The sequence below is a fragment of the Roseateles sp. P5_E8 genome, from assembly GCF_054177665.1.
Window position 1 is genome coordinate 19,069 of sequence record NZ_JBGCUM010000015.1, and the last position, 21,278, is coordinate 40,346.

General features: G+C 69.5%; 18 protein-coding genes and 1 pseudogene. 15 read left to right on the forward strand and 4 right to left on the reverse strand.

The genetic code is table 11. The features are described 5' to 3' along the window. Positions 1–52 precede the first annotated feature (52 nt). From imuA to ACXRVZ_RS11200, 3 genes are read left to right on the forward strand one after another with little or no spacing between them, the layout of a single operon-like run. Entirely contained in the window at positions 53–925 is an 873-nt protein-coding gene (imuA, locus tag ACXRVZ_RS11190; RefSeq protein ID WP_457426857.1) for a translesion DNA synthesis-associated protein ImuA, read from the forward strand. Then, positions 894–2,180, forward strand: a complete 1,287-nt coding sequence (locus ACXRVZ_RS11195) for a DNA polymerase Y family protein (RefSeq protein WP_457426859.1) — start codon at positions 894–896, stop codon at positions 2,178–2,180. The genes imuA and ACXRVZ_RS11195 overlap by 32 nt, the downstream gene beginning before the upstream one ends. After that, positions 2,177–5,542, forward strand: coding sequence for an error-prone DNA polymerase (locus tag ACXRVZ_RS11200; RefSeq protein WP_457426861.1), 3,366 nt, complete (start codon positions 2,177–2,179; stop codon positions 5,540–5,542). The genes ACXRVZ_RS11195 and ACXRVZ_RS11200 overlap by 4 nt, the downstream gene beginning before the upstream one ends. Here the strand turns inward: ACXRVZ_RS11200 and ACXRVZ_RS11205 are convergent. Next, positions 5,539–6,738 (reverse strand): M48 family metalloprotease, encoded by a 1,200-nt coding sequence (locus ACXRVZ_RS11205; protein ID WP_457426863.1) that lies wholly within the window; start codon positions 6,736–6,738, stop codon positions 5,539–5,541. The genes ACXRVZ_RS11200 and ACXRVZ_RS11205 overlap by 4 nt on opposite strands. Positions 6,739–6,967: 229 nt before the next feature. Between ACXRVZ_RS11205 and msrP the strand changes: the two genes are divergently transcribed. The 8 genes and pseudogenes from msrP to ACXRVZ_RS11245 all read left to right on the forward strand — a co-directional run bounded on the left by msrP (position 6,968) and on the right by ACXRVZ_RS11245 (position 13,513). Next, complete coding sequence (msrP, locus tag ACXRVZ_RS11210) at positions 6,968–7,936, forward strand: protein-methionine-sulfoxide reductase catalytic subunit MsrP (RefSeq protein WP_457426865.1); 969 nt, start codon at positions 6,968–6,970, stop codon at positions 7,934–7,936. 4 nt (positions 7,937–7,940) lie between these two features. Beyond that, positions 7,941–8,558 (forward strand): sulfite oxidase heme-binding subunit YedZ, encoded by a 618-nt coding sequence (locus tag ACXRVZ_RS11215; RefSeq protein ID WP_457426867.1) that lies wholly within the window; start codon positions 7,941–7,943, stop codon positions 8,556–8,558. Positions 8,559–8,593: 35 nt separating this feature from the next. Further along, positions 8,594–9,133: pseudogene (locus ACXRVZ_RS11220) on the forward strand (FAD-dependent oxidoreductase); the annotation flags it as partial. Positions 9,134–9,445: 312 nt separating this feature from the next. Next, positions 9,446–9,841, forward strand: a complete 396-nt coding sequence (locus ACXRVZ_RS11225) for a dihydroneopterin aldolase (RefSeq protein WP_457426879.1) — start codon at positions 9,446–9,448, stop codon at positions 9,839–9,841. 5 nt (positions 9,842–9,846) lie between these two features. Then, positions 9,847–10,764: a tRNA 2-thiocytidine(32) synthetase TtcA gene (gene ttcA, locus ACXRVZ_RS11230; RefSeq protein ID WP_457426869.1), complete on the forward strand. Its 918-nt coding sequence runs from the start codon at positions 9,847–9,849 to the stop codon at positions 10,762–10,764. Between the two features lie 122 nt (positions 10,765–10,886). After that, entirely contained in the window at positions 10,887–11,513 is a 627-nt protein-coding gene (locus ACXRVZ_RS11235; RefSeq protein ID WP_457426871.1) for a DUF4136 domain-containing protein, read from the forward strand. Positions 11,514–11,579: 66 nt separating this feature from the next. Next, a complete protein-coding gene (gene glmU / locus ACXRVZ_RS11240; protein WP_457426873.1) occupies positions 11,580–12,986 on the forward strand; it encodes a bifunctional UDP-N-acetylglucosamine diphosphorylase/glucosamine-1-phosphate N-acetyltransferase GlmU in 1,407 nt (468 codons plus the stop codon). 107 nt (positions 12,987–13,093) lie between these two features. Continuing rightward, on the forward strand, positions 13,094–13,513 hold the full coding sequence (locus tag ACXRVZ_RS11245; RefSeq protein ID WP_457426875.1) for a hypothetical protein: 420 nt from the start codon (positions 13,094–13,096) through the stop codon (positions 13,511–13,513). 62 nt (positions 13,514–13,575) lie between these two features. On the opposite strand, the gene ACXRVZ_RS11250 is transcribed toward ACXRVZ_RS11245, so the two are convergent. Together ACXRVZ_RS11250 and ACXRVZ_RS11255 are read right to left on the reverse strand one after the other, a co-directional pair. Beyond that, positions 13,576–14,667 carry a BON domain-containing protein gene (locus tag ACXRVZ_RS11250; protein WP_458232423.1) on the reverse strand — a complete coding sequence of 364 codons (1,092 nt, stop codon included), beginning with the start codon at positions 14,665–14,667 and terminating at the stop codon, positions 13,576–13,578. 148 nt (positions 14,668–14,815) lie between these two features. Next, on the reverse strand, positions 14,816–15,661 hold the full coding sequence (locus tag ACXRVZ_RS11255) for a phytanoyl-CoA dioxygenase family protein (RefSeq protein WP_457428143.1): 846 nt from the start codon (positions 15,659–15,661) through the stop codon (positions 14,816–14,818). A gap of 83 nt (positions 15,662–15,744) precedes the next feature. Between ACXRVZ_RS11255 and ACXRVZ_RS11260 the strand changes: the two genes are divergently transcribed. The 4 genes from ACXRVZ_RS11260 (at position 15,745) to ACXRVZ_RS11275 (ending at position 19,036) form a co-directional block, all read left to right on the forward strand. Beyond that, entirely contained in the window at positions 15,745–16,275 is a 531-nt protein-coding gene (locus ACXRVZ_RS11260) for an SRPBCC family protein (RefSeq protein WP_457428145.1), read from the forward strand. 125 nt (positions 16,276–16,400) lie between these two features. After that, the gene (locus ACXRVZ_RS11265; RefSeq protein WP_458232424.1) at positions 16,401–17,462 is read left to right on the forward strand and encodes a hypothetical protein; all 1,062 of its coding nucleotides are present in this window, start codon (positions 16,401–16,403) and stop codon (positions 17,460–17,462) included. A 348-nt stretch (positions 17,463–17,810) separates the two neighbouring features. Then, a complete protein-coding gene (locus tag ACXRVZ_RS11270; RefSeq protein ID WP_457422892.1) occupies positions 17,811–18,569 on the forward strand; it encodes a DUF4386 domain-containing protein in 759 nt (252 codons plus the stop codon). Then, a complete protein-coding gene (locus tag ACXRVZ_RS11275; protein WP_457422890.1) occupies positions 18,566–19,036 on the forward strand; it encodes a group II truncated hemoglobin in 471 nt (156 codons plus the stop codon). The genes ACXRVZ_RS11270 and ACXRVZ_RS11275 overlap by 4 nt, the downstream gene beginning before the upstream one ends. A 7-nt stretch (positions 19,037–19,043) precedes the next feature. Here ACXRVZ_RS11275 and ACXRVZ_RS11280 read toward each other — a convergent pair whose 3' ends face one another. Then, positions 19,044–21,272 carry a penicillin-binding protein 1A gene (locus ACXRVZ_RS11280; protein WP_457422888.1) on the reverse strand — a complete coding sequence of 743 codons (2,229 nt, stop codon included), beginning with the start codon at positions 21,270–21,272 and terminating at the stop codon, positions 19,044–19,046. Between the last annotated feature and the right edge of the window lie 6 nt (positions 21,273–21,278).

Here is a 21,278-nt window from a genome sequence, read left to right on the forward strand (position 1 = left end):
TCTTGTGGTCTGATTCAAGCTCCGGTTTCTTCCCCGCTCCGCTGCTTCGGCCATGTTGTTCCCCGCTGCCAATACCCCTGCCAACCCGCCGCCCTTGGGACCACTGCCGCCGGCCAGCGCGCGTGGCCGACTGGCGCTGGAGGCGCATCTGGAAGGCCGGCTGTGGCGCGGCAGCAGCCTGAGCACGGCCACCGACCCGACGCTACCGAGCGGCTTCGCGGCGCTTGACGCCGAGCTGCCCGGCGGCGGCTGGCCACTGCGAGCCGTCACCGAGCTGCTGACGCCGCAAGCCGGCGTGCTGGAGTGGCGGCTGCTGGCGCCCGCCCTGCACGGCTGGTGGGCCGGGCAGGCGCTGCCGGCGGCCGCTCCCGGGCGCCGGGCTCGCGCTGCCACGCCGGTGCTGCGCTCGCTGCTGCTCATCAACCCGCCGCACACGCCGCATCTGCCGGGCCTGCAGGCGCTGGGCCTGCCGCATGCAGCGCTGGTCTGGGTGTCGGCCACCACACCCGCTCAAGCGCTCTGGGCGGCGGAGCAAGCCATCAAGTCGCGCGTGGCCGTGCTGGCCTGGCTGCCCGAGGCGCGGCCGGAGCAGATCCGGCGGCTGCAGGTCGGCATGCTGAGTTCGGACGCGCCGGCCTTTCTGGTGCGGCCCGAGCGCGTACAGCAACAGTCTTCGGCCGCGCCGCTACGCCTTGTCGTGCAGCCAGGCGATGGCTGGGGGTTGAACGTGCATCTACTCAAACGTCGCGGGCCGGCGCATGAGGGCTGGCTGGAACTACCGGCCGTGCCGGGCGAGGTGGAGCCACTGCTGACGGCCGCCAAGCGCAAGCCTGCGCCCGCACCGGCCCCGGTGCCTTCACCCACGCCGGCCAGCCCCCCGATGGATCGCCCCCATGCGCTGGCTCGCGCTGTGCTGCCGGCCTGATGCGCCCGCCGGCGACGTCGACGCCCTGGCCTGGCTGGCGTTGAGCTTCACGCCGCGCGTGGCGCGGCTGGAGGAGGCGGTCGTCGCCGAGGTGTCGGCCAGCCTGCGGCTGTTCGGCGGCGCGCGGGCGCTGCGCGGCAAGCTACAGGCACAGGCCGAGCTGGTTGGGTTGAGCGTGGGCGCCATGGCCTGGGCACCCACCGCACTGGCCGCGCTGGCGCTGGCGCGCAGCCCCGACACGCCGCACACCGGCCGCCTGAGCGAACGCCTTGATGCGCTGCCGCTCGCGGCCCTCAGCGCCGCCCAGGCCCACCACGCGATGCTGGCCCGCCTGGGCTGCCGGCATCTCGGCGAACTGCGCCGGCTGCCGCGCCCCGCCCTGGCCAAGCGCTTCGGCCCCGCGCTGCTGAAGGCACTGGATCAGGCCTATGGCGACCTGCCCGAGGTGCACACGTGGCTGACGCTGCCCGAGCGTTTCGCCGCGCGGCTGGAGCTGCCCTGGCGCGTCGAGCACGCCCCCGTGCTGCTGCATTTTGCCGAGGTGCTGCTGCGCCAGCTCTGTGCCTTCCTCGCCGCGCGCCATGCGGGCGTGCGCGCGCTGCGCCTGGGTTGGCAGCACGACGCGATGCGTGCCCGCGACGTGGCCGACAGCGGCGAGCTGACCGTGGCCACGGCCGAAACCACGCGCGACCTGCGCCGCCTGACGCGCCTGCTGGCCGAGCACCTGGCCCGCACGACGCTGGCCGCGCCGGCCGGGGAGATCAGCCTCGGCGCCGACACCCTGCTGCCGCTGGAGGAAGGCAGCGCCAGCCTGCTGCCCGGCCCGAGCGACCCGCAGGAGCGCACGACGACGAATGCGTTGCTGGAGCGGCTGTCGGTGCGGCTGGGCGCGGGCCATGTGCGCGAAGGCCGGCTGCACGAGGATCACCGCTTGGCTGAGATGCAGCGCTGGCAGGCCTGGCCGGCGCCGCCATCACCGCCAGTGCGCCGCCCACCGGGCCCGCAACCCACCTGGCTCGTTGAGCCGCCTCAGCCGCTGCGTTGCGATGCGCAGGAGCAGCCGCTGTACGCGGGGCCATTGGCGCGCATCAGCGGGCCGCATCGGGTGGAAGCTGGCTGGTGGGACGGCGGCATGCAGTCGCGGGACTACTTCGTCTTCCGCAGCAGCGCACGAGGCCTGCTGTGGGTGTACCGCGAGCGGCTGCCGGCAGCGGCCACTCCCGCAGGTTGGTTCCTGCATGGCGTGTTTGCATGAGCCCGCCGATCTCGGACCGCGACGAGCGCCTGATCGACATGCGCGCACAGGGCTTCACGTCAGACGCCGAGCTTCGTCGCGATGCCAACGCTCCGAAACGCCAGGCCGCCCGCCACCCGGCGCCACGGCAGGCGGGCCACGTGCCGCGATACGCCGAGCTGCATTGCCTCACGGCCTTCAGCTTCCTGCGTGGCGCGTCGGAACCTGCCGAGCTGGTGGAACGCGCCGTCACGCTCGGCTACGAGGCGCTGGCCATCACCGACGAATGCTCCCTGGCCGGCGTCGTGCGCGCACACAAGCAGCTTCGCGAGATGCGCGAGGCGGCGCACCACGTCTTGAAGGAGGCCGCGAAAGAAGCTGGCCTGGCGGATGAATACATCGAAGAGATCGAGCAACCCCAGTTGATGAAGCTGCTGATCGGCAGCGAGTTCCTCGTTCGCGATGACGCCGGCACGCCGCGCTTCAAGCTCGTGCTGTTGGCACAGAACCTCAACGGCTACGGCAACCTCAGCCAGTTCATCACCCGGCTGCGGCGCGCCAGCCCGGTCAAGGGAGAGTACACGCTGCCCTGGCGTCAGATCGCGCCTGAGTTGCTGACTGACTGCCTTGCGCTCATCGTGCTGCCGCGCGAGGCCAGCAATGCCGAGCTGCTGGCCCCGGCACAGTGGGCGCTGCAGCACTTCACCGGCCGCGCATGGATTGCCGTCGAACTGCTGCGCGAAGCCAGGGACGCGCTGTGGCTGCAGCGGCTGCAACAGCTGTCGGAAGACACCGCGCTGCCGCTGGTGGCCTCGGGCGACGTGCATTTCCACGTGCGCTCGCGCAAGGCGCTGCAGGACGTGATGACCGCGACCCGATTGAACCGCCCGGTGGCCGACTGCGGCTTCGACCTGCAGCCCAACGCGGAGCGGCATCTGCGCACGCGGCAGCGCAATGCGCAAATCTGCCCACCCGATTTGCTGGCCGAGACGTTGCGAGTGGCCGAACGCTGCACATTCACGCTCGACGAGATCCGCTACCAGTACCCCAGTGAGGTCGTGCCGCCTGGGCGCACCGCCATGCAGCACCTGCGCGAACTGACCTATGCCGGCGCCTACAAGCGTTGGCCTCAGCCCGGCGGCGTGCCCGACGCCTTCAAGCGCCGCATCGAGCATGAACTCGACCTGATCGAAGACGTGCGCTACGAGCACTACTTCCTGACCGTGGCCGAGGTGGTCGACCACGCCCGCAGCCTGGGCATCCTCTGCCAAGGACGAGGCTCAGCCGCCAACAGCGTCGTCTGCTACTGCCTGCACATCACGTCGGTGGACCCGGCCGAAAGCACGCTGCTGTTCGAACGTTTCATCAGCAAGGAACGCAACGAACCGCCCGACATCGACGTGGACTTCGAGCACGACCGCCGCGAACTCGTCATCCAGCACCTCTACGAAAAGTACGGCCGCGACCGCGCCGCGCTGACCGCCGTCGTCATCTGCTACCGCCCGCGCAGCGCCATCCGCGACGTCGGCAAGGCGCTGGGCTTCAGCGAAGAGCAGTTGGAGATCATGCGCAAGGACCACAGCGGCTGGGTGTTCGACGTCTTCCCCGACAACCACCGTGACGCTTTGCTGCAACGGCTGGGTATCCCCGACGACGACCCACGCCTGCTGCAGCTCATCACGCTGGCCCGCCAACTTAACGGCCTGCCGCGCCACCTCTCCCAGCACGTCGGCGGCTTTGTGCTGACCGATGGCCCGCTCGAACGCCTGGTGCCCATCGAGAACGCGACGATGGCGAACCGCAGCGTCATCGAATGGGACAAGGACGACATCGACGAACTGAAGATGATGAAGGTCGACGTGCTGGCACTGGGCATGCTCAGCGCGCTGCGCCGCTGCTTCGAACTGGTCAATCCGATGCGCGGCACGACCTACGACCTCGCCACCACGCCGCAGAAATGCGAAGACACCTACGACATGATCTGCGCGGCCGACACCGTCGGCGTGTTCCAGATCGAAAGCCGCGCGCAGATGTCCATGCTGCCGCGCCTGCGGCCGCGCTGCTACTACGACCTCGTCATCGAAGTCGCCATCGTTCGGCCCGGTCCCATCGAAGGCGGCATGGTGCATCCGTACCTCAAGAAGCGGGCGCTGCCGGAAGACCAGGTCGACTACCCCAGCGAAGAGCTCAAGGTCGCGCTCAAGCGCACGCGCGGTGTGCCCATCTTCCAGGAGCAGGTCATGCAGGTCGCCATGATCGCCGCCGGCTTCACGGCCGGCGAGGCCGATGAACTGCGCCGCGCGATGGCCGCCTGGAAGCGTCCGGGCGTGCTCGACAAGTATTACGACAAGGTCGTCACCGGCATGCGCAAGAACGGCTATGACGATGCCTTCGCCAAGCAGATCTTTGCCCAGATCAAGGGCTTCTCCAGTTACGGCTTCCCGGAGTCCCACGCGGCCAGCTTCGCGCTGCTCACCTACGTCAGCTGCTGGCTCAAGCACCACGAGCCGGCAGCCTTCCTGTGCGCACTGCTGAACTCGCAACCGCTGGGTTTCTACAGCCCCAGCCAGTTGGTGCAGGACGCACGGCGGCATGACGTCGAGGTGCGCGCCATCGACGTCAACCACAGCGATGCCGACAGCACCCTCGAACCCCGTGCCAACGAGCACCAGCCGGCGGTGCGATTAGGCCTGCGCCTCGTCAGCGGCTTAGGCGCGGCGGCCGCCCAGCGCATCGAAGCCGTCCGAGCGCTCAACGGCGAGTTCCTTCACCCGCAAGACCTGGCCCACCGCGCCCACCTCACGCAGGCCGACATGCAACACCTGGCAGCCGCCGACGCGCTCACCAGCCTCGCCGGCCATCGTCGCCAACAGGTCTGGCAGGCCTCGGCACTGCACGCCATGCCGCCAATGCTGCAGGGCAGCCTGCTGCCCGAAGACGACCTGGCGCTGCCCGCCGCCGCCGAAGGCGAAGAGGTGCTGTGGGACTACGCCGCCACCGGCCTGACACTGCGCTGCCACCCGCTGGCGCTGCTGCGCCCGCGACTGGCCAAGGAAGGCTGGCTCAACGCCGCGCAGTTGCAAGACCACAAGAGCGGCCGCCGCGCCCGCGCCTGCGGCATCGTCACCGGCCGCCAGAAGCCGCAGACCGCCAAGGGCACCCTCTTCATCACGCTGGAAGACGAAACCGGCAACGTCGCCGTCATCGTCTGGCCCGACCTCTACGCCGAGCACCGCGAGGTCATCCTCGGTGCTCGACTGCTGGCGGTGGAAGGCACATGGCAAAAGGGCGATGGCGGCGTGCGCCACCTGCTGGGGCGAAAGTTCACCAACCTCAACCCGCTGCTCGGCCGCCTGCCAACCGAGAGCCGGGATTTCCGTTAGGGCTTGAAGGCCGCCGCCTCCAGCGTGCAGCCCGCCGGCAACTGCGGTGCCGTCAAGGGGGCCTGGCCCGAGCAGTCCCAGACGATGCCGCGCTTCTCGTCGCGCTGCGGTGTGAACACCAGCGTGCCGACGGACGACTCCACGCTCAGCAACATGCCTTCGGCATCAAATGCCAGCCGGCTGCCGTCCGACGCCACCTCGGCCAAGCCGATGCTGGCCAGCGACTCGGGGACGTCGCCATCGGCCATGTACTTCTGAGCCAGCCCGGCGCGGGTGGCCTCGGAGGCCTGCACCGCCTGCGTCAGCTTGGCCTTGGTCGTGTAGGTCTTGTACTGAGGGATCGCCACTGCGGCCAGGATGCCGATCACGTAGACCAGCATCAGCGCGCCAAAGGCACCGCCCAGACGCCCGGCATAGGGCACGAAAAGCGCCAGCACATAGGCCAGCGGGTTGCGCCCCGGCAGGGCCTCGCCCGTCACGCGCGCCACGCGCTTGGTCAGCCAGGGGTAGCCGGAGGTCAGCTCGTGGAAGGACATCCAGAAGCCCGTGCCGAGGCGGGCCTGGCGCGCATAGGCGGCCATGTCCATCTGCTGCCAACGCTGCGGCCCAGCCGCCAAGGCCGCCAGCGCGCGTGCCGCCGCCTCGCCTGTACTGCTGCAGGCCAGGCCATGCAGGTCGCAGGTGGTCTCCTTGGCGCGGGCATAGGCGCCGCCGATGAGCGGCAGCCAAGCCACCGGCATGCGCAGCAGGCCGGCGAAGGCATGGTCGCGCTTGATATGACCCAGCTCATGGCCAACGTAGAAGCGCACGCCGTCTGGATGAGACTGCATCGCATCGACCACGCCCGACAGCAGCACGACGAAACGCTGCCCCAGGAACTGCGCGGCGAACGCATTCAGCATGCCGCCGCCCTGCAGGACATAGGCCTCGGGCGGCTTGCTCATGCCGAGCTTGTCGCAGCAGTCGGTGAACTGCGCGTGCAGAACGGGGAACTGCTCGGCACTCAGCTCCACGCCATTGCCCCGCACGTGTGCCACCAGCGCCGACTGCGCAAACACATAGAGCACGAAGCCCAGCAGCAGCACGCCCAGAACGACGCCAAAGGTGCCGACGATCAACCCCAGCCAGGCCAGCGCGCCCAATCCCAGCAGCACGGCGCCCAGAGTGCGCTCACGCGGATGTACCCAATCCTTCACCTTTGATCTCCCTGTTTGTAAAACTCTATGAAGAGGCCGCGCAGTCTGCCGGCCCAGTCACCCCGCCGACAGCGTAAAAACCCATGCGTGGCGCGCACTTGCCGTCCCGCCGGCACGTCGGGGATCTGCCGGGGCGCCAAGCGCGTAGAACGCGGGCGGTGTAAGTTGCGCCCATTCTGGGCCGACCGACAGTTCAGCCCCAAGCCCAGAGAACCCGAGAGCCTTACTCATGCTGATCCGAATCCCCGCCGCCCACGAGCCCCTGCCCAGCGAGATCACGCCGCGCTCGGTTTACCTGAACCGCCGCAGCGCCCTGGCTGGACTGGGCCTCGCTGCCGCATCGCCGCTGGCGCTGGCCCAGTCAGCCCCCGGCGGCGGCAAGCTGGCCAAGCTGCCGGGCGCGCGTTCGGCCGTCGCCGGCGGCATGGTGCTGGACAAGCCCACCGCCTATGCCGATGCGACCTCGTACAACAACTACTACGAGTTCGGCACCGACAAGTCAGAGCCCGCGCAGCGCGCCCACACGCTGAAGACGCGGCCGTGGACGGTGGCCGTCGAAGGCGAATGCGCCAAACCGGGCAACTACGACATCGACGCGCTGCTCAAGCTCAGCGCCCAGGAGGAGCGCATCTACCGCCTGCGCTGCGTGGAGGGCTGGAGCATGGTCGTGCCCTGGGTGGGCTATTCGCTGTCCGAACTGATCAAGCGAGCGGAGCCCACCGGCAAGGCCAAGTTCGTCGAGTTCACGACGCTGGCCGACCGTTCCCAGATGCCCGGCCTGCGCTCCGGTGTGCTGGACTGGCCCTACGTGGAGGCCCTGCGCCTGGACGAAGCCATGCACCCGCTGGCGCTGCTGACCTTCGGCATGTACGGCGAGGTGCTGCCCAACCAGAACGGCGCGCCGGTGCGCGTGGTGCTGCCCTGGAAATACGGCTTCAAGTCGGCCAAGAGCATCGTCAAGATCCGCTTCACCGAGAAGCAGCCGCGCAGCAGCTGGGAGCAGAGCGCGCCGCAGGAGTACGGCTTCTATTCCAACGTGAACCCCAACGTGCCCCACCCACGCTGGAGCCAGGCGGCCGAGCGGCGCATCGGCGAGGACGGCCTGTTGGCCAAGAAGCGGCCGACGCTGATGTTCAACGGCTACGAGGCTCAGGTAGGCCAGCTCTACGCGGGCATGGACCTGAAAAAGTTCTATTGAGCCAATGAAGCGTGCCCTGTCGACTGCGCTGCTGAGCCGGGCCGCCAAGCCGCTGCTGTTCATCGCCTGCCTGGCGCCGCTGGCCTGGCTGGTCTACGCGGCGGCCACCAACCATCTCGGCGCCAACCCGGCCGAGGCGCTGATCCGATCCCTGGGCGACTGGACGCTGCGCGGCCTGTGGCTGACGCTCACCATCACGCCGCTGCGCGAGCTGACGGGCCTGGCCGCGCTGGCCAGATTCCGCCGCATGCTGGGCGTGTTCACGTTCAGCTACGCCAGCCTGCATCTGCTGGCCTACGGCTGGCTGGACATGGGCCTGGCGCTGGACGACATCGCCGCCGACATCGTCAAGCGGCCCTTCATCCTGATGGGCTTCACGGCCTGGGCGCTGATGGTTCCGCTGGCAGCCACCAGCTTCAACAAGGCCATCAAGGCGCTGGGCGCCGGGCGCTGGAAGACGCTGCACAAAGTGGTCTACGCCGTTGCCGTCATCGCGCTGCTGCACTTCATCTGGATGCGCGCCGGCAAGCAGAACTTTGCCGAGCCGGCCGTCTACGGCGCGATCCTGGCGGTGTTGCTTGGCTGGCGCGTCTGGAAGCGGTTGCCCGTCAAACGGAGCTGACTGGGATAATTCGCGGCTTTGCCCCTGCCGCGCCCATGCCCAGCCCCACTTCCATCGACGTAGCCATCCTCGGCGGCGGCCCCGCCGGCTGCAGCGCCGCGTCCTGGCTGGGCCAGATGGGCATGACGTCGCTGCTCGTCGAGCGCGAACCGCGGCTGTGCGCCGCACTGGCCGGTCTCCACTTCGCCCAGGACTGGGTGCTGGGCGAGCCGGCCGCCCACCTGGCCGCCTTGGGTGAGCACTACGCCGCGCAAGCCCGGGCCACGCCGGGCCTCACGCTGCGCCTGGGCACGCGGGCCGAATCCGCCCGCCACGCGGCCGGCAACTGGACGCTGCAGCTGGCCACCGGCGAGCATGTGCAGGCCCGCGCCCTGCTCGTCGCCACCGGCCTGCGCCTGCTGCGCCCGGCGCGCTACTTCGCCGTGCCGCACGAGCGCGTGCTGGACGCGGCCCAGTTGACCACGCGCCGCGAAACCCTGCCCACAGGCCGCGTGCTGCTGCTGGGCGCCGGCGACAACGCGGCCGAGAACGCCCTCTTCCTGGCCGACCGCGGCCATGACGTGACGCTGTGGGCGCGTGGCAGCTGGCGCGCGCAGATCCACCTGGCCGAACGCGCCGCCGCCCACCCACGCATCACGCTGCGCCTGGCCACGGTGCTGCCCGAGGCGTTGCTGCACGACGCGGCCGGTGTCACGGTCGGCGCCGAGCGCTTTGACTTTGTCGCCGCGCTGCTGGGCTTCGAGCCCGAGCCGTCGGTCTTCACCTTGCTGGACGAGGCTTCGCGCCAGCGCGCCTTCGTCGCCGGTGACGCCAGCCGCCGCTGGCACCCCTGCGTGCAGACGGCGCTGGCCGATGGCGTGCAGGCGGCCAAGCAGATCGAGCTGGCGCTGCGCCCGCAGGTCGCCGCCGCGCCGCAGCGCTACAACAACCGCCAGGTCATCCACCTGCAGGGCCTGCGTTTCCGCGCCAACCTGGGCGTGCTCGACTTCGAGCGCACCGGGCCGCAGCCCATCCAGGTCGATGCCGAAGTGAACCTCGGCGCGATGCCGGTCGTCGCGCGCGACGCCGACATCGGCCATGTGCTCGACTACCGCCGCGTGCGCACCGCCATCATTGACGAGTGCACGGCCGAGCACACCGACCTCGTCGAAGCCCTGCTGGGCAAGCTCTGCAACCGCCTGATGGGCCTGCCCGGCGTCGTCGGCGTGCGCCTGAAGCTGACCAAGCTAGAAATCTTTCCCGACTGCGAAGTCGCAATCAGCACCGAACTGGGTGCATGGTGAACAACATGTCTGAAGTCCTCGATTTCGCCGATCAAGCCGCCGCCGACAAGAAGGCGGCGTACGAGATCAACAAGTTGTCCAAGCGCCTGCACCGCCAGGTGGGCCAGGCCGTCACCGACTTCAACATGATTGAAGACGGCGACAAGGTCATGGTCTGCCTGTCCGGCGGCAAGGACAGCTACGCCATGCTGGACATCCTGATCAACATGCAGCAGCGTGCGCCGATCAAGTTCAGCCTGGTGGCCGTCAACCTCGACCAGAAGCAGCCCGGCTTCCCCGAGGAGGTGTTGCCCAACTACCTGCGCTCGCGCGGCGTGGATTTCCACATCGAGACGCAGGACACCTATTCCATCGTCAAGCGCCTCATCCCCGAGGGCAAGACGACGTGCTCGCTGTGCTCGCGCCTGCGCCGCGGCATCCTCTACCGCGTGGCGGGTGAGTTAGGCGCCACCAAGATCGCGCTGGGCCACCACCGTGACGACATGGTCACGACGCTGTTCCTGAACATGTTCTTCGGCAGCCGCATGAAGGGCATGCCGGCCAAGCTGGTCAGCGACGACGGCAAGAACGTCGTCATCCGCCCACTGGCCTATGTGAAGGAGCCCGACCTCGTGCGCTGGGCCGAGCACCGCGAGTTCCCCATCATTCCGTGCAACCTCTGCGGCAGCCAGGAGAACCTGCAACGCGTGCAGGTCAAGGCCATGATCAACGAATGGGAGAAGCGCTACCCGGGCCGCATCGACAACATCTTCACGGCCATGAGCAAGGTCGTGCCGTCGCACCTGATGGACAAGAAGCTGTTCCCGTTCGAGACCATGAAGGCGACCGGCGTGGCCGAGCCGGATGGCGACATCGCCTTCGACGATGACGAGAGCTGTGCGCCGCCGGCCACGGCCAATGTCGTACGCCTGACGCGCGATTGAGCCTTCCGGGATCGCGGCGCAGCCAAAAGGCTGATTGCTGACATTTGGATGCACCCACACACACTGCGGCAAACTCGCCGCCTCAAGATCAGCGGCACAAGCCGCAAATCCAGGAGGCTCGCATGTTCACCCCCACTCGTCGGCTGGTTCTGACCAGCCTGGCCGCCGCCGCCACGCTGGCCATCACCGGCTGCACCGGCCCGTACACCGTCGGTGCCGACGTTTCCAGCTATGGCAGCTGGCCGGCCGACCGCAAGCCGGGCACCTTTGCCTTTGACCGCCTGCCCTCGCAGCAGCAGAACGAAGAAGCTACCAAGCGCCAGACGGCGCTTGAAGACGCCGCCAAGGCCGCGCTGGAGAAGGCCGGCTTCAAACCGGCGGCTGATGCAAAGAGCGCCGATATCCTCGTCACGCTGGGCGCCCGCGTTACTGCTTACGACCCCGTGCCCTGGGACGACCCGCTGTGGTGGCGCTGGCGCGGCCGCCTGCTGTCGCCGCGCTACGGCTATGTCGGCAACGGCCCCTGGGGCTGGCGCCAGGACCCCTTCTTCGACCGCCGCTACGACCGCGCCGTGGCCGTGCTGCTGCGTGACCGCGCCAGTGGCGAGGCGCTGTACGAGACGCATGCCAGCAACGAGGGCATCTCTTCGGGCGACGCCGTGCTGACGCCGCTGTTCGACGCCGCGCTGGCCGAGTTCCCCGCCGTCAACCCGAAATCGCATCGCGTCGCGGTGCAAGCCATCCGCTGAAGCACGGCCGCGCCATGCGGCCTGACCATAATCGCGACTTCGTTCAAACGTAGTCGCAAGGCAGGCATGGCGCTCAATATCGTGATCATGGCGGCGGGCAAGGGCACGCGCATGAAGTCCGCAACGCCCAAGGTGTTGCACAAGCTCGCGGGCCGATCTTTGCTGGCCCATGTGCTCAAGAGCGGCGAGCCACTGGCCGCCGAGGCACGCATCGTCATCACCGGCCATGGCGCCGAGCAGGTGGAGGCTGCGGTGGCCGAAGACATCGGAACCGCGGCGCAAGCCGCGGGGGGCATCTCCTTCGTGCGCCAGATGCCCCAGCTCGGCACCGGCCACGCCATCCAGCAGGTTGTGCCCGTGCTGGCCGGCGAAGGCACGACGCTGATCCTCAACGGCGACGTGCCCCTGATCGCCACGGCTACCGCCAAGGCCCTCATCGAGGCCTGCGCCGGCCACGCGCTGGTGCTGCTGACGGTGGACCTGGCCGACCCGACCGGCTACGGCCGCATCGTGCGCGACCAGGACGATGGCGGCGTGCTCGCCATCGTCGAGCACAAGGACGCCACGCCCGCGCAGCGCCTCATCCGCGAGGGCTACAGCGGCATGATGGCCGCGCCCACCGGCGCGCTCAAGCGCTGGGTCGGCCAGCTGACCAACAACAACGCCCAGGGCGAGTACTACCTGACCGACATCGTCGCCATGGCCGTGGCCGAGGGCCTGCCGGTGCTGGGCATCAAGGCCGGCAGCGAGACCGAGGTGCTGGGCGTCAACGACCCCGTGCAGCTCGCGCAACTGGAGCGCGCCTTCCAGGCCCAGCAGGCCGAAGGCCTGATGCGCGCCGGCGTGCGCCTGGCCGACCCGACCCGCTTCGACCTGCGCGGCACGCTGACGCATGGCCAGGATGTCGAGATCGACGTGAACTGCGTGTTCGAGGGCAAGGTCTCGCTGGGCGACGGCGTGCGCGTCGGCGCCAACTGCGTGATCCGCAACGTGACCATCGCCGCCGGCGCGCGCATCCACGAGTTCACGCACATCGACGGCGAGGCGCTGGGCGCCAGCGTCGGCGAGGGCTCGCTGATCGGCCCCTTCGCCCGCCTGCGCCCCGGCGCGCAACTGGGCTCGGACGTCCACATCGGCAACTTCGTCGAAGTGAAGAACTCGACGCTGGCCAACGGCGCCAAGGCCAACCACCTGGCCTATCTGGGCGACGCGACGGTGGGCGAGCGCGTCAACTTCGGCGCCGGCTCCATCACGGCCAACTACGACGGCGCCAACAAGCACCGCACCACCATCGGCAACGACGTGCATGTGGGCTCCAACTGCGTGCTTGTCGCGCCAGTCACGCTGGGCAATGGCGCCACGATCGGCGGTGGCTCGACCATCACCAAGGACGTCGAACCCGGCAGCCTGGCCGTGGCGCGCGGCAAACAGGTGGCGCTGAGCGGCTGGACCCGTCCCACGAAGAAGCGTTGAATAGTGAACTAGTTCCGGCGATTGCTTCACGCTGCCCGAGGTGAGGGGGCCCTCGCCGGACCGGCCCGCCGTTAGGATGGCCCTGCCTCACGAACACCGCAGCACCCATGGCCCACGAACTCGACTTTGCCGCGCTCTCGCTTGACGATGCCGTCCCGGTTGACCTGGGCGCGTTCGAAGCGGTGCAGGCCCTTGAGGAAGCGGATGCCCGCAACCGCGCGCTGGAACTGAAGGCCCAGGCCTGCGACAACGCGGCCGAAGCCTGCTGGTACCTGGCCCGCAGCCTGGGCGCTGCGCGCGACCTGCCGCAGGACGGCGAAGCCAGCCTGGAACTGCTGTTCCAGCTTATCGGCGCACTGGCCGACCTGCCCACAGATGTCGCCGCCACACCCCTGCCCGAAGTGGTGGGCGGCCGTGACGACGGCATCACCGAACTCTGCCTGCAGCTCGAAGCCGCACGCGACGTGACGGAAGAAGCGCTGATCGACGCTGAGCTGGCACCGGCGCGCAGCCAGTTCTGCCACTGACCACTCTTCTCCAATGACAAAGGCGCCTCGCAAGGCGCCTTTGTCGTTTCAGGCCGGACCGATCAGAGGCCGCTGGGTGCCTGGCTGACCACCGTTGCCGGCGGCAGCGTCAACCGGTTGTCGACCGCCTTGACGCCCGCTGCGGACGACGCGACGACCGTCGCGCGCTCCCGGGTCGGTGCGTCGGGCGCCTGGCCTTCCAGCTTCACGACACCATGGTCCGTGCTGACAGCGATGGGCACTGCAGCCAGCGTGGAGTCGGATGCCAGCGCGCTCCGCACCTGCACCGTGATGCCGGCGTCCTCGGCGGCAGGCACCGGTGCCTGGGCCAGCGGCGGCGTGCCGGGCGAGGTCGAACTTGCAGCACCAGGCGTGACCGGCACCGCCGAGGCTAGCGGCGGCGTCACCGACGTGGGGCCGGCAGCCGTGGGCGGCAGCGTCAGGGGCGCCGTGCCCGGCTGGATGACCGGCGCAGGCTCGACTGGCGCGGTGGCGACCGTCGTCGGCGCCTGCTGACTCGGCAGCGGCTCAAGCGCCGCGCTGCGCGGGTTGGCACGCAGCACCAGGTCCGGGCGCGGCGCGGGCACATTGGCCTGGGCGATGGCGCGGGTCTCGGCGGCCGGTTTCACCGTCGTCAGCGAGGGGGCCGGGCGGGCCGGGGCGGGCGCGGCAGCTTCGGGCGTCGTCGCAGGCGCGGCGGCCGGGGTGTCGTCGCGGTCGGCCGCTGGCGGCGGTTCGGGCGTGACGGCGGCGACCTGGGTCGGCGGCTCGGCGCTGCTGATGACAGCCGGCGAGATCGGCGCTTCGGACGGCCGGTTCAGCGACCACACAGCCATCGCAGCGATGACGGCGGCGCCAGCACCGGCAGCGATCATCCAGCTCAGTTGGTTCTGGCGCTGCGGCGGCAGCGCGGCGGCGCGTTGCTGCGGCCGTGCGTCGATCGAGGCCATGCGGGGCGTCACCAGCGGCGTGGTCGACAGCGACGGCGACACCTGCGGCTCATTCATGCGAATGGCGCTCGCCGGCAGCTTGGCGCCACGCATGGGCAAGCCAGCATGGGAAGCTGCGGGCTTGTGCGTGTCGGACAGGGTGCCCGGGGTGGTGTCGATGTGATCGGCCCAACCTTCGGCGTGAATTGATTTCGGGAATTTCATGTTGGCCTCCTGTCGTCGTGTTATCGACGTTTGCGGTGAAGCCAACTTTGCTCGTGCCGGGCCTTGCGACCTGCCGGTGCAAGGGCCCTCTCCTTGTAGGACAGAGGGCTGGACGCGTATGCAGTTGTGAGCGCTGTGAGGAAGAGGCCTAAAACCCGCGCACCGGCAACGCCTCGTCACGCTGCAGCCAGTTGCGCGGCGAGTAGCGGCTGCTCGCGTCGGTCACGTGCAGCGTGTAGGCATGGCGCGATTTCCCGGAGCGGTTGGCGGCCGAGTAATGCGGCAGCAAGCCATGGAAGACGACCAGCGAGCCGGCTTCGACCTCGAGCGGGATGGCCTCGCGCGAATCGGCTGCGGGCCAGGGCGTCGCGTCAACCGCCTCCATCCATGCCTGGCGGCCGTCTCGCACGAAGCGCTCGCGCAGCACGCCGCGCGTGCCCCGGTGGCCACCGGGCTCGGTCCACAGGCAGCCGTTCTGCAGCGTCGCGTCTTCCAGCGCGAACCAGAAGGTCGTCACGGTGAGCGGATCGCTCTCGAAGAAGCTGGCGTCCTGGTGCCAGCGCACCTCGCCGCCGATGCCGGGCTGCTTGAAGATGAACATGCTCTGCCAGACCTGCGGCCGGGCCAGGCCCAGCTCAGCCGCCACGCCGCGCAGCGCATCGCCCTTGGAGAAGGCGCTGAACACCGGGTCCAGGTCATGCATGGCATGGCCGATCTTGTTGATGGCCAGCGCCTTGTCGACGCGCAGCCGGCCGTCGCTGTCGAAGGCCTCCTCCTCGAAGAAGCAGCGCACCTGGTTGCCGCTGTCGAGGAAGTAGTCGTCGACATGGCGCTGCTGCTCCTCGGTGGTGAAGACGGGGCGCTGCTCGCCGGGGTCGAAGGCGTCGACGATCTCCAGCGCGCGGGCGCGCAGCGCGGCGATGTCGGCGGCGGCCTTGAAGCCCGGGATGACGAGAAAGCCTTGTTCGGCGTAGCGGGCTGCGTCAACAGTCATGAGGATGCTCGAGGAGTTGTGCGGATTGTGTGGCCGCCAAGGCGCGCCCACAGTCCTGCGCAAATCACTTCCGGAGAGCCCTGATGAAAGCGCTGAAGATCCTGCTGATCGCCGTCGTCGTGCTGCTAGCCCTGCTCATCGGCGGCGGGCTGCTGCTGTCGCCCAAGTTCAGCGTGTCGCGCACGGTCGTCGTCAACGCCCCACCCGAGAAGATCTACGCGCTCATCGCCGACCCGCGCGGCTGGAAGCAGTGGAGCGCCTGGAACCAGCGCGACCCGGCCATGGCCATCGAATACAGCGGCCCGGCCTCCGGCGCCGGCGCCGTCTGGGCCTGGAAGAGCAAGAGCCAGGGCGATGGCCGCATGACCTTCACCACCGCCGATGCGCCCAGCCGCGTGGGCTATGAGCTCTTCTTCCCCGACTTCGGCACCACGTCCACCGGCACGTTCCGACTGGACGCGAACGGTGGCGGCACCCAGGTCACCTGGACGATGGATGGCGACATGGGCGCCAACCCGGTCTACCGCTGGATGGGCCTGTTCATGGACAAGATGGTGGGGCCTGACTTCGCCGCCGGCCTGGCCAACCTGAAGGCCCTGGCCGAGAAGGGCTGATCCTCAAACGCTGGCGCGCGCCCCCCTCGGGATGGGGGGCAGTCGCGCGCTGGCGTGGATTGACCCGGCCGCGCCATCGGAGCAACGTTGCGCAGTCTCACTGCACTGACGCAAAGGAAGCGCCCATGACCTCACTGCTCCAACGCGCGCGGCTCTGGCTGGCTGCGCTGCTGCTCACGCCGTCCCTGCTGCTGGCCGCGCCCTACGAGGTGATCGGCGGCATCGGCTCGAATCAGACCGGCGGCCCCTTCATCACCGACCTCGGCAACGGCACGTCGCGCTGGGTCACCCAGCTGGACTGGACCAACACCAACGCATTCACGACCGGCACACTGTTCTTCGTCGTGACCCGGCAATGGGTCGGCAGCCCGACGGCGGCGAACGCCATGCAGTGGGACGACGCGGCCGGCGTGTTCCGCCAGGGCAACCTGGTGGGCGAGGCCGACAACGAGGACCGCTTCATCAAGCTGTCCGACACCGACATCAACCTCGCCGCGCTGAACCCCATCTTCGGCGTTGATGGCAGCGACAGCGTCGCGGCCTTCCGCATCGGTGCGCTGAATCCCGGCCAGACCGTGGGCACCGAGACCAACTTCCTGATGTCTTCGTCCGCCGGCGAGATGTATTTCAACGGCTTCTTCGTCGAGCAGAAGCTGCCTCTGCCCGGCAGCCTGCCCTTGGTGCTGGCCGCCTGCTTTGCCTGGGCGGCCGTGCCGGCGCGCAGGCTCCTAATTACCCGGCTCCCAGGCCAGCGCCAGCGCCAGCGCCGCCTCGGTGACGGCGCGGCCCAGTGGCGTGGCCGGGTCGGGGCGGCGCAGGCGCGGCACGGCGCCGCTGAGGTCCAGGCTGCCGACCACGGTGCCCTGGTGCAGCATCTCGTAGCCTACGGCGGCAGTCTGCGGCTGCGGGCTGCCGTCGAGCAGATGCGCCGACCGCAGGCCCAACGTCAGCTCGCCACGCCGATAGGCGCCTTCGCGGCTGAGTTTGCTGCGGCGCATCTGGCCCTCGCCGATCTGCAGCATGGCGGCGGGCGCGCTGCCCCACTTGCAGCTCAGCACCCAGGGCTTGCTGTCGGTGAGCCGCCCGTTGGCCGTGGTCTCGGGCGTCCAGCCCTCGCAGATGGCCGCGCTGTCGCCCGCCGGGCCGGCCCAGCTGAAGCGCAGTGGCGCACGCACGTTGGCGGGTAGGGGTTCGAACAGTGCGAGCTTGTCGGCACCGCGCTCAAAGTGCACGCGCTGGCCGCTGAGCTTGAACTCGCCCTGGCGACCCCAGGCCGGTTTGCCAAAACTCTCTTCCGCCACGCCGGCCACCGACGGCGCCTGGGCCATGCGCGCCTGCCCTCCCCGCCCCTCCGGCACCTGACGCACCGAGGCACAACCGGAGAGCAGCAGGAGAACGATGGCAAGGGCGGACAGTGAACGGGGCATGGCGAATGGCGGTGCAATGAGGACGAACTACTCTAGGGCCGCGCTCCAGCCCCAAAGAACTGTTACCCGCGTTTGCGTCCTGTCGCGAACGCGCCAACCGCCATCACGATGCCTGCCCTCCCCCATTCCGTCAGCGCCCGCGAGCTGCGCCTTGCCGGCCTGTGCTACCTCGGCATCATTGCACTGGGCCTGTTCAGCGAAGCGGTCGTGCGCGGCAGCCTCGTCGTCGCCGGCGATGCGGCGGCCACGGCGCGCAACATCGCCGCCCAGCCGCAGTTGTGGCGCCTGGGTCTCGTGGCCGACCTGCTGACGCAGGTCCTGGACCTGCCCGTCATCGTCATGATGTGGCGGCTGCTGCGGCCCGTGAACGAGCCGCTGGCGCTGACCGCCGCCGGCCTCAACCTCGTGCAGACGGCCATGCTGGTGGCCAACCGCGTGCAGTTGCTCGCCGCGCTGGACCTGCTGAGCGCGCCCGCCATGGGCGCGGCCTTCCTGCCGGGCCAGCGGGAAGCACTGGCCATGCTGGCCGTCAGCCTGCACAGCCAGGGCTTCGGCATCGGCCTCGTGTTCTTTGGCTTCTCCTGCCTCATCTGCGGAGGGCTGATCGCCGTGAGCGGCGTGCTGCCACGCGTGCTGGGCTGGGGGCTGGGCCTCGCCGGAGTGGCCTATCTCGTCAACAGCTTCGCACTGCTGCTGGCCCCGGGCTTCGCGCAACTGCTGTTCCCGGCCGTGCTGTTACCGGCCCTGGTCGGCGAGCTGGCGTTCGCGCTGTGGCTGACCGCGGGCAAACACCGACCGAACCCCGCCCTTGCCGTTCCGGCTGCCGGCACCATCTCCGCCCCGTCACCACTAGCGCCCAAGCCATGACCGAAGCCGCCGTCCCCACGCTCTACGACTGGCTCGGCGGCCTGCCCGCGCTGCAGCGGCTGACCGAGCGCTTCTACGAGCGCGTCAAGGACGACGCGCTGCTCGCGCCCGTCTTCGCCCACATGAGCGGCGAGCACCCGGCCCACGTGGCCGCCTTCCTCGCCGAGGTGCTGGGCGGCCCGGCCACCTACTCCGCCGAGCACGGCGGCCATCCGCACATGATCCGCCAGCACCTGAACCGGCACCTGGGCCAGGAACAACGTCGCGCCTGGGTCGCCCTGCTGCTGGACACCGCCGACGAGCTCGCCATGCCCGACGACCCGGAGTTCCGCTCCGCGCTGGTGGGCTACCTGGAATGGGGCTCGCGGCTGGCCGTCATCAACTCGCAGGCCGGCGCCGAGGTGAACGCCGATGCGCCCATGCCCAGGTGGGGCTGGGGCGAGGTCAAGGGGCCGTACACCGGCTGACGTCAGCTCAAGGCGACTGAGGCTCCGAAGCCGCATCCTCGACCGCTGCCGCCGCTGGCGGCAGGCCGATGCGGGCGATGGCCATGTCGCCCGCGTACTCGCTGTAGAACCAGTTGCCGTCCTGCTGCACCAGGCCGTCGGTGGGTGGCGTCAGCTGGGTGTTGGGCTGGCCTTTGAGCGCCACGGCCATGGTGGCGGCCCAGACGGGCAGGGCCAGGCCGCCGCCGGTCTCGCGCTCGCCCAGCGACTTGGGCTTGGGATAGCCGATCCACACCGCGCCGGCGCGTGAGGCCTGGAAGCCGCAGAACCAGGCGTCGATGGCGTCGTTGGTGGTGCCCGTCTTGCCGTACAGGTCCCAGCGGCCCAGGATGGAACTGGCCCGCGCGCCGGTGCCCTCACGCGTGACGGCGGCGAGCAGTTGCGAGGTCATGAACGCGTTGCGCGCGCTGATGGCCTGCTTGGGCTTGGGTGGGTCGGCCTGCCAGAGGGTGGCGCCCTGGGCGTCCTGCACGCGCTGGATCAGCCAACCCGTGGGCATCTGGCCCGCGTTGGCAAAGGTGGCATAGGCCTGCGCCATCTGCAGCGGCGTGACCTCGCCGGTGCCCAAAGCGATGGTCAGGTTCAGCGGCTGGCGTTCCTCGTCCAGGCCGAACTTGCCGGCCCAGCCGCGCACGCGCTGCGGGCCCAGTGCCTGTGCCAGGCGGATGGTGACCATGTTCTTGGAGCGGGCGAGGCCCTGGCGCAGCGTCAGCGCCTCCTCGTACTGGCCGTCGTAGTTGCGCGGCGACCAGTCGCCCACCGTGATGGGCTGGTCGCTGACCAGCGTGCCGGCCCAGCCGCCCTGCTCGATGAGGGCCGAGTAGACGAAGGGTTTGAAGGCCGAGCCCGGCTGGCGGAAGGCCTGGGTGGCGGAGTTGAACTGGTTGCGCGTGAAGTCGAAACCACCCACCAGCGCGCGGATGGCGCCGGTGGCCGGGTCCAGCGTGACGACGGCACCCTCGGCCTGCGGCGTCTGGCTGAGCAGCCATTGCTTGCCCGACTCCAGCACGCGCACGACGGCACCGCGCTTGAGGCCCTGCAGCGACCGCAGCGCCGCGCCCTTGAGGCTGATGCTCTCGCCATCGGCCAGCACCAACTTGGCGGCGTTCTTGTCCTGCTCCAGCAGCACGGCGGTGCGCAACTCGCCGAGGTCGGGGTGAGCGTCGAAGGCAGCGTCCAGCGCGTCGTCCAGGCCCTCGCCTTCGGGCAAGTCGACGGTGGCCTCCGGCCCGCGGAAGGGCTGGCGGCGCTCCAGCTCGAACAGCGCGTGGCGCAGCGCCTCCTGGGCCGCCGCCTGCTCGGCGTAGAACAGCGTCGTCGTCACCGTGAGGCCGCGCGTGTAGGCCTCTTCGCCAAAGCGGACCAGCATCTCCTGGCGCACCTGCTCGGCGGCGTGGTCGGCCACACCGGCCTGGCGGCGCGGGCGCTGGATGTTGAGCGACTGCTCGCGCGCCGCCTTGGCCTGCTCCGACGTCACCAGGCCCACCGCCGCCAGCCGCTCCAGCACGACCGCCTGGCGGCGCTTGGCGCGCTCGGGATAGACGGCGGGGTTGAGGCGGTTCGGGTCCTTCGGCAGGCCGATCAGCAGGGCGATCTCGCCGGTGTCGAGCTTGTCCAGCGTCTTGCCGAAGTAGCGCTCGGCGGCCGCCGCAAAGCCGTAGGCGCGGTTGCCGAGGTAGATCTGGTTCATGTAGATCTCGAGGATCTGCTCCTTGCCCAGCGCGTGCTCGATCTTGATGGCCAGCAGCGCCTCGACGATCTTGCGCGTCCAGCGCTGCTCCTTGGTGAGGTAGGTGTCGCGTGCCAGCTGCTGGGTGATGGTGGACGCGCCATGCCGCGGGCCGGAATGCGTGAGGTTGCGCCACGCGGCGCGTGCGATGCCGCTGTAGTCGATGCCCGAGTGGTGCCAGAAGTCGCTGTCCTCCACGGCCAGCAGCGCGTCCTGCATGGGCTTGGGGATGTCCTTGAGCGGCACGAAGCGGCGCCGCTCGGCGCCGAACTCGCCGATGAGCTGGCCATCGGCGCTCAGCACGCGCAGCGGCTGGTGGGGCTGGTAGTCGGTCAGCGTGTCGAGCGCCGGCAGCTGCACCCAGACGATGGCCGCGACGATGGCACCCAGCAGCATGATCGCCAGCGGCAAGCCGACAAGCGCACCCAGCCACGGGCGTTGGACGAAGAACTTGAGCATGGCGCGCATCGTAGG

What these genes read in the sequence shown, in the direction of transcription:
- imuA (WP_457426857.1), top strand. Translation starts at nt 53, where the DNA reads ATGTTGTTCCCCGCTGCCAATACCCCTGCCAACCCGCCGCCCTTGGGA.
- ACXRVZ_RS11195 (WP_457426859.1), top strand. Translation starts at nt 894, where the DNA reads ATGCGCTGGCTCGCGCTGTGCTGCCGGCCTGATGCGCCCGCCGGCGAC.
- ACXRVZ_RS11200 (WP_457426861.1), top strand. Translation starts at nt 2,177, where the DNA reads ATGAGCCCGCCGATCTCGGACCGCGACGAGCGCCTGATCGACATGCGC.
- msrP (WP_457426865.1), top strand. Translation starts at nt 6,968, where the DNA reads ATGCTGATCCGAATCCCCGCCGCCCACGAGCCCCTGCCCAGCGAGATC.
- ACXRVZ_RS11215 (WP_457426867.1), top strand. Translation starts at nt 7,941, where the DNA reads ATGAAGCGTGCCCTGTCGACTGCGCTGCTGAGCCGGGCCGCCAAGCCG.
- ttcA (WP_457426869.1), top strand. Translation starts at nt 9,847, where the DNA reads ATGTCTGAAGTCCTCGATTTCGCCGATCAAGCCGCCGCCGACAAGAAG.
- ACXRVZ_RS11235 (WP_457426871.1), top strand. Translation starts at nt 10,887, where the DNA reads ATGTTCACCCCCACTCGTCGGCTGGTTCTGACCAGCCTGGCCGCCGCC.
- glmU (WP_457426873.1), top strand. Translation starts at nt 11,580, where the DNA reads ATGGCGCTCAATATCGTGATCATGGCGGCGGGCAAGGGCACGCGCATG.
- ACXRVZ_RS11245 (WP_457426875.1), top strand. Translation starts at nt 13,094, where the DNA reads ATGGCCCACGAACTCGACTTTGCCGCGCTCTCGCTTGACGATGCCGTC.
- ACXRVZ_RS11250 (WP_458232423.1), bottom strand. Translation starts at nt 14,667, where the DNA reads ATGAAATTCCCGAAATCAATTCACGCCGAAGGTTGGGCCGATCACATC.
- ACXRVZ_RS11255 (WP_457428143.1), bottom strand. Translation starts at nt 15,661, where the DNA reads ATGACTGTTGACGCAGCCCGCTACGCCGAACAAGGCTTTCTCGTCATC.
- ACXRVZ_RS11260 (WP_457428145.1), top strand. Translation starts at nt 15,745, where the DNA reads ATGAAAGCGCTGAAGATCCTGCTGATCGCCGTCGTCGTGCTGCTAGCC.
- ACXRVZ_RS11265 (WP_458232424.1), top strand. Translation starts at nt 16,401, where the DNA reads ATGACCTCACTGCTCCAACGCGCGCGGCTCTGGCTGGCTGCGCTGCTG.
- ACXRVZ_RS11270 (WP_457422892.1), top strand. Translation starts at nt 17,811, where the DNA reads ATGCCTGCCCTCCCCCATTCCGTCAGCGCCCGCGAGCTGCGCCTTGCC.
- ACXRVZ_RS11275 (WP_457422890.1), top strand. Translation starts at nt 18,566, where the DNA reads ATGACCGAAGCCGCCGTCCCCACGCTCTACGACTGGCTCGGCGGCCTG.
- ACXRVZ_RS11280 (WP_457422888.1), bottom strand. Translation starts at nt 21,272, where the DNA reads ATGCGCGCCATGCTCAAGTTCTTCGTCCAACGCCCGTGGCTGGGTGCG.